Here is a 13169-nt window from a genome sequence, read left to right as displayed (position 1 = left end):
CCGGCGCGATCGATCGCCTCCGGCGTTCGCGATGAGTATTCCACCACGATGCGGGTTTCAGACGTCCCAAAGATCTGCACCGGGCCAGGTATCCGAGCAAATCTCTCTGGCGAAGCTGAGATACCGCGCGACGTAAATTCAGAAGAGTTCGGAGCCGGCAGGCTCCGTATCGTGGAATCATTAGCCATCGACTTCCGACTGGACGCGTTACACCAGCTTCGTCCAAATGCCGTTCGGGAACTGCATGACGCCGGCCTACCAGGCGATAAATAGCCGCTCGGGATTTATCTTGATCCAGCTGGACTGCACCTCCGGGTTTGGCAATGCGCCGCTCAATCTAACGGGTCGTCGATCGACAGCGCTCCTGCGTGCTCAACGGCGATCCAAAGACTTGCTGTCCTGTGCGGGGCCGTCCTGCTGCACGCCTCTTAGGCTAAAGCGATGCCAGGACTGCTCCGTCACTGGCCAGGACGCAATCGGACGCTCCGCTGCAAAGCGATGTTTCCGGCTTGTGTCCAGCGGCCGCGAACGGCATGGCTTCGCGTCGCCGGAAGGCATTGACGAGAGATGGCGGATCTTTGGCTCAGACAGGCGCGCGCGGTATCGCGGTCGGGCGGGACGGCTGGCTGTTCTGGATCGGCCGCAAGAACGAGCTGGTCGACCTCTACACCGATTCCCCGGCCTCCCGGCGCCTGCTGCGCCGTTGGGGCCGGTTGGTCGGAACCCGCGTCCGCCGGGCGAGGGCGCTCGGCGCGACCTATGTCCACGCGGTCGTGCCAGAGAAACTGGCGATCCATGCCGACACGCTGGACAAGCCGTTTCCCAGCCTGAATGACCCGCCGGGCAAGCGCCTCGGCCGGCTCCTCGCGGAAACCGAGGCCGAACTGGTCGATCTTTACGAGCCCCTGCGGGCGGCCCGGGCGGAGGGGCCGGTCTACCTCAAGACCGACACGCACTGGAACCATCGCGGCTACATCGCCGCCTACCGGGCGCTCTGCGCTGCCCTCGGCGTGACGCCGGCTAAGCATGTGCTCGCGGCGACCGGCGAGACCGCGCGCTTCGTGTTCGACCTCGGCGGCAAGCTCAAGCCGCCGGTGGACGAAACTTACTTCGCCCACGCGTTTCCGCGGCTGGCGCAGCGCAGCGAAGCCAACGCGCTGGTGCAGTTGCGCGAGACCGGCCGGGTCGCCGGCCGGGGCGGGTTCTTCGTTGGATCGCGTGCGGTCATGCGGAACCCTGAGGCCGCGGACCCGCGGCGGATCGTGCTGTTCGGCGATTCCTACGTCTTCGACCAGGGGCCGCGCCTCACCGCGATGCTGGCCGAGAGTTTTGCCGAGGTGCACGCGATCTGGTCCGCCGAAATCGATTGGGCCTACGTCGGCGCGGTGAAGCCCGATCTCGTGGTCTACGAGATCGCCGAGCGTTTCCTGCGGCGCGTGCCCACCGACCGCTTCTCTGTCGACGCCTTCGCGGAAAGCCGGGTGCGGCGGGAGCTTAACCCCAACCTCGTCGAGCGGCTGCGCCGCCTTCTGGGCCTGCGCTGACGCGGCAAAAGGCGGTCCGCGCGTTGCCGGCTGGGTTCTCGCCCCTATCGTTCCGGCCGGATCCTGAACCCGGAACACGATATGGCCGACGCACAGCGCCCCTACGTCATCTGTCACATGACAACCTCAGTGGATGGCCGGATCAAAGTCCGCCGCTGGAAGACCCTCGACGCTGACAGCTATTACGAGCGCGTCCACGGCGAGCTGAAAGGCGATGCCTGGATGTGCGGGCGGGTGACCATGCAGGGCTACGCCGACAGCGCCGATCCCCTGCCCGAACCGGTCATCGACGAAACGAACCCGATCCCCCGGGAGGATCATGTGGCGAAACGCGGGGCGTCCGGCTACGCCGTGGCCCTCGATGCCAGGGGGCGCCTGGATTGGGGTGCCCGGAACGAAATCGAGGGTGACCACATCGTGGTCGTGCTCACCGAATCCGTACCGGACGCCCACCTGCGGGCGCTGCAGGGCGGCGGCCAGTCCTACCTGTTCGCGGGCGACAGGACGGTCGATTTCGCGCTGGCGGTGACCAAGCTGCGCGCTCTCTTCGGGATCGAGCGGCTACTCGTCGAGGGCGGCGGCCACATCAACGGCTCGATGCTGAAAGCCGGCGTCATCGATGAGCTGAGCCTGCTGCTCGCCCCGGCGGTCGACGGAGTGTCCGGCACGCCGGCCCTGTTCGACTTCGCCGGCGAGGAAGCGGACTCGATGGGCGGCCGATGCAAGCTCGACCTGACTGCGTGTGAGACCCTATCGGGCGGCGTCGTCTGGCTGCGTTACCGGATCACGCCGGTGGCCGAAGCGGCGCCCAGGTGAGGTCGGCCAGGAACGCGTCGTAATCGGCCGTCATGTCGTCCAGCCGCTCGAAATGGGGGAAGGCGCCGGTCGGCAAGCTGATGACGCGCCAGTTCGGCCGTCCGGCGACCCGGGGCGCGAGCCGGTAATCGACGAAGTCGCCGCGGCGTCCATGCACCATCCAGACCGGCAGGCGCAGCTCTTCGTAGAGCCGCGTCGTGTCGGTCGGAAACAGGTGGCCGGCGATGAAGCAATAAGGGGCGTGCTCCGCCCCCGGCTGATGTGCCGAGGCGTAATCGTAGGCGAACAGGCCCTCGTCGATATCCTTCGTTCCAAATGTCTTCTGCAGGAAGAAGCGCATGCTTGGCCGCGAGGCCAGCGCGTCAAACAGGGGCCGGCCGAACGGCGGCCGGTCGAGCAGGTCACGCAGGGTGTCGCGGCCGCGATGGCCGTCCGGCGGTCCCTCGCCGGAGAGCCTGGCGTCGAAGCCCGTCGGGCTGATCAGCCCGAGGCTGCGGTAATCGTCGGGACGCTCCACCGCCGCGCGGGCGAGGTAGGAGCACGACAACGACAGTGCCATGGCGTCGACCGCGCCGTGCCGGTGCCGGCTGCGAATCTCAGCCACAGCCGCGTGGATCGCTTCCACCATCAGCCGCGGGGTGTAGGGGCGGCGGGACCGCTCGGAGAAGCCGAAGCCCGGCAGGTCGAGGGCATAGACGGGTCGGGACGTGCGGTAGTGCTTGTAGAGAGGCCGGACCTCATAGGCGTTCGCCGCCGCGTTGATCGAATGGATCAACAGGAGCGGTACACCCTCCTGCTCAGGCGAACCGTAGAGTGAGACCGCGCCGGCACGCTCCGTCGCCAGTGTTTCAAGCTGGCCGGGCAGGGCGGGCGGCAGGTCCATATGCCGATTCACGGCGAACCGGCTCCAGCCGACGAGTCCGGCGGCCGAGCCGATGAACGTCAGGACGGCGGCTAAGCCATAGGGTCCGGCACGACCGCTCTTGCCAGGCTGACGGCTCATCGGGTTCTTCGACCTCGGTAAGGCCCCAGCCCGGATAGCGCGAGCGCCGGTTGAGGGGAGACTGTGCCGTCCAATCAGGATGCGTGACCGGCCAAGCCGCCCGCGGCGAGAGCCGGAGCACGCTCGGCCGGGCGAATCGGACTGATCTCGCGGCCTGCGGCCTCGCGGAAGAAATCCACCGTCGCCGGATCGTTGCGCCAGCCCTGAACGCGCTGCGAAACCAGCGCCTCGCGCGGGCGCCGGTCGTAATTCGCGTAGGCCGCGGCCACGAATTCCTGCCGGGTCATGGTGCGGGCGGGGCCCGAGCGACGTGTCTCGGCTTTGAAGAACAGGGCGCTCCCGGGAACGCCGTAATGGGCAGCGATCTCCGGATAGACCGGCCAGCTGCCCTGCCCACCGAGATCGTCCGGTACGAACGCGTCGAGATCGCATTCGGGATAGGCGACGCCGGACTTGGTCAGGAGTCCACGGGCGAGATCGGCGACCACGTAGAGCTTGGTGTGGTTGATCGAGTGCATGAAGCAGCCCCGCCGCGCCCAGCGCGTGAGGTGCGTGTCGAGATCGTACTGCGCCTGGGCGCCGAGGCCGCGCAGGTAGGAGACCGACTCGTTCCACAGATCGAAATAGCCGAGGCGCTCGAACACCGGCTCCGCGAACAGGCGCAGGGCCTGCGCCTGCGAGAACCCCGCCAGATAGGCGTAGAGCGTGATCGCCGAGTGCGAATGTCCCATCGGCCCGGAGATCAGGCCGTTGAGCGAGACGGCATCCTGCACGCCGACATGGATCAGGTCGGGATGGTAGGCGCCGAACACGATGGTCGGGATCAGCCGGACCTTCGGATGGGTCCGGAACCGGTCGATCGTGCCGCCGTCCTTGAACCGCGGTAGGTAAATGCTGGAATAGACGTGGTCGTAGCCGTCGGCATGCGCCATCAGGTCGACCAGCTTCGGGAAGCGGCGGTTCGCCGTGAAGGCCGAAACGAAGTCCACCTGCGCGTCGGGCAGGAGGAAGCGCAGCACCTTGGCCATGGAGCCGGCTTGGCAGACGCCGACCACCAGGATGCGGGGCGAGCCCGTGCGCTTTTTCCCGATCTGCGCGAGCCGGTGCCGCACGCGCCAGAGGCTATCGACCGTCAACATGCGGCTTCTCTCGCATGTCCGCGGGTCGCGGGCAAACCGGACCGGCGGCTATTGAGGCGTATCGTGGGTGCGAAGCCGCGCGTCATGCGGAGCCATGACAGTCGAGCGAAGTTGTCGTGCGCTGGTACTGGAAGCCCCGTCGCCTCTGATCCAAGCCGGGCGTGGCAGAGCCCGGAGGATTACGATGGCCCCGACAAACGTGCCGGATGCAATCCCGGATATCGAACGGGCGACCCTGCGCAAGGTGACCTGGCGGATCCTGCCGTTCCTGATGCTCGCCTACTTCATCGCCTTCGTGGACCGGGTGAATGCCGGCTTCGCCGCCTTGCAGATGAACCACGATATCGGATTGTCGGCGGCGCAGTTCGGGCTGGGCGGCGGCCTGTTCTACGTGTCCTACGTGCTGTGCGAAGTGCCGAGCAACCTCGCTATGGAGCGATTCGGCGCCCGGATCTGGATTGCCCGGATCATGATCACCTGGGGGCTGGTATCGGCGGCCATGGCCTTCGTCGTCGGACCTGCCTCGTTCTACGCGGTGCGCTTGCTGCTCGGTGCGGCCGAGGCGGGCTTCTTTCCCGGGGTGATCCTGTACCTCACCTACTGGTTCCCCCGAGCCTATCGGGGGCGGATCGTGGCCGTGTTCATGGTGGCGATCCCGATCTCGAGCTTCCTCGGCTCGCCGATCTCGGCGTCGATCCTCAACACCGACGGGATGCTCGGCTTCCGCGGCTGGCAATGGCTGTTCATCCTGGAGGCGTTGCCCGCCGTGCTGCTCGGCGTCATCGCCTTCGCGGTCCTGCCCGACGGGCCCGGCCGGGCGCGCTGGCTGACCCCGCAGCAGAGCGCGTGGCTCCAAGACCGGCTTGCCGCCGAGCGCACCTCCATGGTCGCGGGCGAGGCGGCGCCAGCCCGCCATCTCTCGGTCTGGCAGGTGATGCGTAACCGCTACGTGCTCGCCGCCTCACTGATCTACGCAGGCGCCTCGGGCGCCAGCCAATGCCTGTCACTCTGGCAGCCGCAGATCATCAAGTCGTTCGGGCTAACGAACCTGGAGACTGGACTACTGAATTCCATTCCGTTCGGCATCGCCTCGGTGCTGATGATCCTATGGGGCCGCTCGTCGGATCGGAGGCGCGAGCGTGTCTGGCACACTGCGCTGCCGCTCGGTCTGCTGGCGTTAAGCCTCGCGGCTTCGATCGCCACCACGCAGTTGCTGCCAACGATCCTGATCCTGTGCCTGGCCGTCACCGCGACCTACATGGTGAAGGGACCGTTCTGGGCGCTGTCGACCGAATGGCTGTCGGCAGGCGCTGCGGCGGCCGGTATCGCGCAGATCAACGCCATCGGGAATATCGGCGGGTTCGTCGGGACCTACCTGCTTGGCGTCATCAAGGACGCCACCGGCAGCTACCCGCTCGGCCTGTTGCCGCTCGTTGCGCTCTCGGGCGCCGGCTGTCTGCTGGTGATCGGGCTCGGGCGTGGTCGCGCTCAGAGCGCTGAGGCGGCTAGGGCTTGAGCCAGCCGCCGATTCGCGGGTCGAGCACGCTCTCGCGACGGGTTCATGACTTGCGCATACACACTTCGACCGCGGCCCAGGCCTTCTGACCGGCGCGTTGCCCGTCTAGCCCATAGATTTCTTCTGTTTGGCGGCAATTTGCAGGGCGGCCGGTATAGATGGTGGATCGAGACACAGGACCAGTGTCGCCAATTTTTCCCGACGTTAATGAGCTTTCAGCGCGCTCTTTCGATCGTTATAAATACTATCTGCGAGGAATTGTTGTAGGTCTCCATGTGCGCCGCTAGACGGCAGAGCACATTGACAAGCCAACGCTACGGTGTGCCTATTGCAAAGCTTGGAGTATGACGGTCCGAGCCTTTACTTCCTCGGCCACGATAGCCTTCGGAAGATGATCGCATGATGACCGTGCGCCATGCATTGGATGCCGATAATTTCACAATTGTGTTGCGCAGATTATTGCGGCTGACAGTACATATTAATTTTTGACCTGCGTATATTGATGCATGTGTAACGTGTTCTGATTTCAAACCGGGACGCGCCAGCTGATGTGGCCGGCGATGTCTTCGGGTAAAATACAACTTCGAACGCGCAGTGCTTGAAACCGGGAAGGAGATATCCGCCGCTCGTTTTTTGCGAAACCAGCACAATAACAAAATGTTCAAACATCGTCGTTTCGCCGATTGGACAAATCAATCTACGTCGAGGTGTGATCATCATGTGGCATGGCCTTAGGCCAATCATCCGGAGCCGGTAACATGTTCGCTGTCAGTCCTGTAGGGCCGTCCTCCGTTGCTGCCTCGACGCCCTTACAGGCGCATTCTGCGGAGCGCGTGGCATCGGTGATCGCGAGTGCGCTGCCCGTGCCGGTGGCGCTGGATCCGCGGCCGACCTACGCGCTTTCGACACAGACGGCTGATGCCGTCCTGTCCCTTCTCCAAGCGAGAGCCCCGGGGCAGGATACGGCTGCAATAGTTCCGCAGACGTCTGAGCCGCGACAGACCAACGACGCTCAGAATGCCGTTGAAACTGCGCGCGACGGATATGCTCGTTCCGATATGGAAGCCGGCAGTGCGTCTGCGAACCCAGCGCATCCGGTTGCCGGTAGCGATACGCCGGCCTTGGCGGACCCGAACGCAGTCGAGCGCAGGGCGGTTCGCCAAGCGGAAGAGGCCGCGCGATGGGATGCCCATCTCGATAGCATCATCCAAGTGGACACGAACCTCGTGAGCGCGATCACCTTCTACCTGCTGTGCAACGATTCGCACTATAAGGACTTCAAGACCGAGCATCCGGGCTTGGATATCCACTGGATCAATGTCGATAACAAGAAGATCGTGTCGGTTTGGCCCAAAATCACGGACCAGTGGTTCCCGCCGCGGTGATCCGGGGCAGAGATATCGGCCTGCGCGTTCAGTCCGTCTGCGCTCGGCTGAGCGGCGGGCGGGCGGCGAGTCCGACCGGTTCTGACGCTTCACAGAACTGGCAGCAGGGTCCGGATTATGGGCCGCGAAGGCGCGGGTGAGCGGCGAGGCGTGTCGCTCATCGAGCCGGACCACGAGACCGATCTTCGGCAGGGGCGGTAAGCCGGCGGTGCGCGAGAGGACGCGCAAATCGCCGGGTACGGCGGCCCGGGTGAGCACCGCGATTGCCTGCCCGGACCGCACCACAGCGAGAAGGCCCGAAAGGCTGCCGCTCGCATAGGCGATCCGGTAGCTGCGCCCGGCCTGAGACAGGGCCGCGAGCGCCGCGCGATGGTCGAGCGTATCCGGGTCGCCGAGCGCGAGGTGGAGCGGGTCCGGCCAGTCGGTCGCGCCATCGTTGGCACCGACCCAGACGAGCGCCTCGCGGCGCAGGATCGCCCGCTCGGCATCGAGGGGGACCGAGATCAGCGCCAGATCGAGGCCGCCCCGCTCGTACTGGCTCACGAGCCGGGGCGTCGCGGCGCAGACGACTTCGATCACCACGGCCGGGTGAAGCTGGGCGAAGCTGCGCAGCAGCGCCGGCAGGAAGGCGTCAGCGTAATCGTCCGGACAGCCGAAGCGCAGCGTCCCGTCCAGGCGACCACCGGTGAGTTCTGCCAGGGCGTCGTCGTGCGAGGCCAAAATCCGACGCGCATGGACCAGAAGGCGCTCGCCATGGACCGTCAGGACCACACCGCGACCGGTCCGGCTCAGCAGCGGATGGCCCACGATGTCCTCCAGGCGCTTCATCTGCATGCTGAGCGCGGCTTGGCTGCGTCCGACCCGTTCCGCGGCCCGACATAGAGCGCCGGTCTCGGCGACGTGGGCGAAGCTGCGCAACAGGTCGATGTCCAGGCTCGCAGCCATCAGGATTCCTGAAGCCTCGGTTCAGATCTATAAGCTACCGTGAGGGAGCTCCCGTCCCTAGCATGGCCTGGCTTTCAAAGGATCGGAGCAAGCCATGTCCCGAAACGCAGACCCCGATCTCTGGATCCGGGCGCGCCGGCATCTCGTGCGTTACGGGGGGACCTTCGCGCCACTGATCATCGAGCGCGCGCAGGGCAGCTTCGTCTACGATGCCGACGGTTGCGCCATCCTCGACTTCACCTCCGGCCAGATGAGCGCCATTCTGGGCCACGGCCATCCTGAGATCGCCGCCGTGGTGGCCGATCACGCAGCGCATCTCGACCACCTGTTCAGCGGCATGCTCACCCGCCCGGTGGTCGATCTTGCCACGGAACTCGCCCGCCTCGCGCCGGGCAGCCTGGAGCGCGCGATGCTGCTCACCACCGGCGGCGAGGCCAACGAGGCGGCTTTGCGCATGGCCAAGCTGGCCACCGGTGGCTGGGAGGTGGTGAGCTTCGCCCAGTCCTGGCACGGCATGACCGCGGGCGCCGCCGCGGCGACCTACAGCGCCGGACGCAAGGGCTACGGCCCGGCCGCGGTCGGATCCTTCGCGATCCCGGCTCCGAATGCCTACCGCCCGACCTTCGAGAGGGACGGCGCCGCGGATTGGCAGGCCGAGCTGGACTACGCCTTCGCTCTGATCGACCAGCAATCCACCGGCAATCTCGCGGCCTTCCTGGCCGAACCGATCCTCAGCTCGGGCGGCATCATCGACTTGCCTCTCGGCTATCTGGCGGCCCTCAAGCGCAAATGCGTCGAGCGGGGCATGCTTCTCATCCTCGACGAGGCCCAGACCGGCATCGGCCGCACCGGCCTGATGTTCGCCTGCGAGCGCGACGGCGTGGTGCCGGACATCCTCACCCTGTCGAAGACGCTGGGGGCCGGCCTGCCGCTCGCGGCCCTCGTCACCACGGCCGAGATCGAGGAACGCTGCCACGAGCGCGGCTTCCTGTTCTACACCACCCACGTCTCCGACCCGCTTCCGGCGGCGGTGGGCCTGAAGGTGCTGGAGATCGTCCAGCGGGACGGTCTCGCTGCTCGGGCCGCGGAAGCCGGCGACAGGCTATCGGCGCGCCTGCGAGCGTTGCAGCAGCGCTTCGCCTGCATCGGCGACCTGCGCGGGCGCGGGCTGCTGCAAGGAATGGAAATCGTGGCGGATCGTGGGACCAAGGTCCCGGCGCCGGAACTCGGGGATGCGATCACCCGGCGCTGCCTGGAGTGCGGCCTCAGCATGAACATCGTTCAGCTGCCCGGCATGGGCGGCGTGTTCCGCATCGCCCCGCCGCTGACCGTGTCGGATGCGGAAATCGATCAGGGCGTCGACATCCTTGAGCGTGCCCTCGAAGCCTCGGTGTAGTGCGCCCAAGACCGGGATACCAAAGGGCAAGTCCTTTGGCGGTGTTCGGGGCAAGACTTCAGGGCTTGGCCCACGAGAGACCTGGGCTCTGCCGGGGACCCGCAGAAGGTCGGAGACCTTTTGAAACCGGGGCGGTCGTGATCAGTCCTGGAAACAATGCCTCAGGCGGCCTCGATCTCTTCGCTGACCATCAGCCATTCCTCCTCGGCGGCGGCCAGCGCGCTTGCCGCGTCCGCGCGCATCTTGGCGATCTCGCCGGCCTTCGCGGCATTCTCCCGGAAGGCCGAACCATCCTCCAGCGCCGCGTCGATCTTCTGGATCGCCGCGGTGAGCTTGGCCATGCGGGCCTCGATCCCGTCGAGCTTCTTCCGCAACGGGGCAAGGGCGGCTCGGCGCTCGACGCCGGCCCGGCGGGCCTCGGCCTTCTGGCCGCCCGCCGGCTCCGCGTCGCGCGTCTCCTCGCGCTCCGGTCCGGACAGGACGAAGCGACGGTAATCGTCCATATCGCCGTCGAAGGTCTTCACCGTGCCGTCGGCCACCAGCCATAGCCGATCGGCGCAGGCCTCGACGAGAAAGCGGTCGTGGCTCACCAAGATGACGGCGCCCTCGTAGTCGTTGATCGCCTCGACCAGGGCCTGGCGGCTCTCGATATCGAGATGGTTGGTGGGCTCGTCGAGGATCAGCAGGTGCGGGCCGTGGAAGGCTGCGAGCCCCATCAGCAGCCGCGCCTTCTCGCCGCCGGAGAGCTTTTCCACCGGCGTGTCGGCCTTGTTGGCGCCGAAGCCGAGCCGGGCGGTGGCCGAGCGCACCTTCGCCTCCGGCACGTCCGGCATCAGCGTGCGCACATGCGCGTAGGCGCTCTCGGCCGGGCGCAGCTCGTCGAGCTGATGCTGGGCGAAATACGCCACCTCCATCTTGGACGAGCGCCGCATTTCCCCGGCGATCGGCCCCATCCGGCCGCCGATCAGCTTGCAGAAGGTCGACTTGCCGTTACCGTTGGCGCCGAGCAGAGCGACGCGGTCGTCGGGCGCGAGATTCAGGTCGAGCCCGCTGAGTACGACCCGGTCGCCGTAGCCGGCCTTGACCCGTTCCATCGCGACGATCGGCGGCGACAGCGGCTTCTCCGGGCTCGGCAGATGGATGACCGGCACGTCGTCCTCGATCAGGGCCGCGATCGGCTCCATCTTGGCGAGCCGTTTCACCCGGGACTGGGCTTGGCGGGCCTTGGTCGCCTTCGCCTTGAACCGGTCGATGAAGCTCTGAAGATGCGCTCGTTCGGCATCCTGCTTCACTTTCGCCTTAGCGAGCAGCATGCGCTTTTCGGAGAGTTGCTTGGCAAAGCTCGTATAGCCGCCGCGATAGATCGTCAGCTTGCCGCGGTCGAGGTGCAGGATGTGATCGACGCTGGTGTCCAGCAGGTCGCGGTCGTGGCTGATGATGATCGCAGTGCGTGGGTAGCGCTCGAGATAATCGTAGAGCCAGAGCGTGCCCTCGATATCGAGGTAGTTGGTCGGCTCGTCGAGGAGCAAGAGGTCGGGCTCGGAGAACAGCACGGCGGCGAGGGCCACGCGCATCCGCCAGCCACCGGAGAAGTCCGAGCAGGGACGTGCCTGCGCGGCCGCGTCGAAGCCCAGCCCGTGCAGGATCGCGGCGGCGCGCGCGGGCGCCGAATGCGCGCCGATATCGACCAACCGGGTCTCGATCTCGGCCCGACGCAGACCGTCGGCATGCTCGGCTTCCGCCATCAGCCGGGATCGCTCGGTGTCGGCGGCGAGCACCACCGCGTGCAGAGTCTCCGGGCCGGCCGGGGCTTCCTGGGCGACCGCGCCGATCCGCATGCCCTTGGGCAGCGACACTGATTTCGCGTCCACCGACAGATCGCCGAGGATCGCCTTGAACAGCGTCGTCTTGCCGGCGCCGTTGCGCCCGACAAGCCCCACCCGCGCCCCTTCCGGAATCGAGAAATTCGCAGCATCGAGGATCAGGCGGTCGCCGATGCGATAGGTGAGGTCATGGACGCGCAGCATGGCGGCGTTCTGGCCGTCCGAGCCCGGGGAGGCAAGCGCCCTATCAGCGCTGTCGTCTGCCGCCGGGCTGAGCAAGCAGTCGCATTGGCGGAAACTTTATTGTGGTGCTGAAATCCGAAAACGTCGGAGGTCCCTTTAACGGAATCGCATCACTCTCGGACGAATATGGGACATTCATCGGTGCTCATGCCGTAGACATTGAGCCGCTCGATCAGCGGCGGTTGACCGGAAGCCTGGCTTTTCCGGTTGCGGTGCGGGGCGGTGAAGGCCGGTCCGCTGATTGGTACGCCCGTCGGAAGGCGTGTGGTGGGAGAGGCGTTTTGGGTCGCACCGTGATCCTGACCGATGATCTCGGCCGTGGAGAGCGCCTGGTGCGCAATCTCGGCGGGGGTCCGGGCCTCGTCGTCCACGATCTCTACGGCGACGCAGAGCCGCCGACGGGCGCCACGCTGGTCATCAGCGACGTGAGCGCGCTGACATCGGATGCCGTCCTCCGGCTGCGCCGGGCGCTCGCCGTCGCGCGCGACAGGGCCACGCCGTTCCTCGCGCTGATTCATGGCAATCTCGGGCGCGGCGAGATCCAGGCGACCGCCCTTGGGGCCACCCGGAGCCTTCCCGCCTCGGCGGCAAACACGCTGCTCGCCAACACGATCTCCGCCCTCAGCAAGGCCGGATCAGAGCTCGGGGACGGTGGTGACCTGCGGCGCTGCGCCGAGGAGGCGCGGTCCGCCTTCGCGGCGATCTTCCGCGGCGACACGGCGCCGCCTGCCGCGCTTGTCGATGCCGGCACCACCATCGTCAACCGGGCAATCCGGGAAACGAAGGTCCGCGACTGGTTGAACATCGTCGCTGGCTTCGACGATGTGACGCACCGGCATTGCCTGACGGTCGCCGGCTTGGCCGCAGCCTTCGCCCAGAGCCTGGGTCTGAACGAGGCCGACGCTCATCACCTGACCAAGGGCGCGTTGCTGCACGACATCGGCAAGGCGCGGATCCCCTTGGCTATCCTGAACAAACCGGCGCCGCTGACCCCGAATGAGCGGATCGAGATGGATCGGCATCCGGCGATTGGCCATGCCATGCTGATCGACGGGAGCTACGACGCCGGGACGCTCGCAGCCGTCCGCTCGCATCACGAATATCTCGACGGGTCGGGCTATCCTGACGGGCTGCGGACTTCCGAGATTCCGGATCTCGTCCGCCTGATCACGATCTGCGATATTTTCGCGGCGCTCATCGAAACCCGCCCTTACAAGGCTCCGAAGTCGATCCGGGAAGCCTACGCAATCCTGACGGCGATGGGCCCGAAGCTCGATGGCGATCTCGTCCGGGCCTTCCGCCAAGTCGCCGTGGCCAGCGAACAGCCGGCCCAGAGGATGACGGCCTAAGCCAATAGCC

9 protein-coding genes and 1 pseudogene are annotated in these 13169 nt (G+C 66.4%); 5 read left to right on the top strand and 5 right to left on the bottom strand.

The genetic code is table 11. The annotated features are described in order from the left end of the window. Positions 1–578: 578 nt before the first annotated feature. Positions 579–1544 carry an alginate O-acetyltransferase AlgX-related protein gene (locus MKK65_RS02145; protein ID WP_243954911.1) on the top strand — a complete coding sequence of 322 codons (966 nt, stop codon included), beginning with the start codon at positions 579–581 and terminating at the stop codon, positions 1542–1544. Positions 1545–1625: 81 nt separating this feature from the next. Next, on the top strand, positions 1626–2360 hold the full coding sequence (locus MKK65_RS02140; RefSeq protein ID WP_243954909.1) for a dihydrofolate reductase family protein: 735 nt from the start codon (positions 1626–1628) through the stop codon (positions 2358–2360). Here the strand turns inward: MKK65_RS02140 and MKK65_RS02135 are convergent. Continuing rightward, positions 2329–3363: an alpha/beta fold hydrolase gene (locus MKK65_RS02135; protein ID WP_243954907.1), complete on the bottom strand. Its 1035-nt coding sequence runs from the start codon at positions 3361–3363 to the stop codon at positions 2329–2331. The genes MKK65_RS02140 and MKK65_RS02135 overlap by 32 nt on opposite strands. A gap of 74 nt (positions 3364–3437) precedes the next feature. Then, positions 3438–4502: a WcbI family polysaccharide biosynthesis putative acetyltransferase gene (locus tag MKK65_RS02130; protein ID WP_243954906.1), complete on the bottom strand. Its 1065-nt coding sequence runs from the start codon at positions 4500–4502 to the stop codon at positions 3438–3440. A gap of 184 nt (positions 4503–4686) precedes the next feature. Here MKK65_RS02130 and MKK65_RS02125 point away from each other — a divergent pair, with 184 nt between their 5' ends. After that, positions 4687–6018 (top strand): MFS transporter, encoded by a 1332-nt coding sequence (locus MKK65_RS02125; RefSeq protein WP_243954904.1) that lies wholly within the window; start codon positions 4687–4689, stop codon positions 6016–6018. 809 nt (positions 6019–6827) lie between these two features. On the opposite strand, the gene MKK65_RS02120 is transcribed toward MKK65_RS02125, so the two are convergent. Together MKK65_RS02120 and MKK65_RS02115 are read right to left on the bottom strand one after the other, a co-directional pair. Beyond that, positions 6828–8174: a LysR substrate-binding domain-containing protein gene (locus MKK65_RS02120; protein WP_243955028.1), complete on the bottom strand. Its 1347-nt coding sequence runs from the start codon at positions 8172–8174 to the stop codon at positions 6828–6830. A gap of 36 nt (positions 8175–8210) precedes the next feature. Next, a pseudogene (locus MKK65_RS02115) lies at positions 8211–8348 on the bottom strand (LysR family transcriptional regulator); the annotation flags it as partial. A 94-nt stretch (positions 8349–8442) separates the two neighbouring features. Here MKK65_RS02115 and MKK65_RS02110 point away from each other — a divergent pair. Beyond that, positions 8443–9744 (top strand): aspartate aminotransferase family protein, encoded by a 1302-nt coding sequence (locus tag MKK65_RS02110; protein ID WP_243954902.1) that lies wholly within the window; start codon positions 8443–8445, stop codon positions 9742–9744. Between the two features lie 161 nt (positions 9745–9905). Here MKK65_RS02110 and MKK65_RS02105 read toward each other — a convergent pair whose 3' ends face one another. Then, positions 9906–11771: an ABC-F family ATP-binding cassette domain-containing protein gene (locus tag MKK65_RS02105; protein ID WP_243954900.1), complete on the bottom strand. Its 1866-nt coding sequence runs from the start codon at positions 11769–11771 to the stop codon at positions 9906–9908. Positions 11772–12091: 320 nt separating this feature from the next. Here MKK65_RS02105 and MKK65_RS02100 point away from each other — a divergent pair, with 320 nt between their 5' ends. Further along, positions 12092–13159: an HD-GYP domain-containing protein gene (locus tag MKK65_RS02100; RefSeq protein ID WP_243954898.1), complete on the top strand. Its 1068-nt coding sequence runs from the start codon at positions 12092–12094 to the stop codon at positions 13157–13159. Positions 13160–13169 lie beyond the last annotated feature (10 nt).

This window comes from Methylobacterium sp. J-001 (assembly GCF_022829565.1).
In the GTDB taxonomy this organism is placed as follows: Bacteria; Pseudomonadota; Alphaproteobacteria; order Rhizobiales; family Beijerinckiaceae; genus Methylobacterium.
This window is presented reverse-complemented; position numbering and strand designations above follow the sequence as displayed.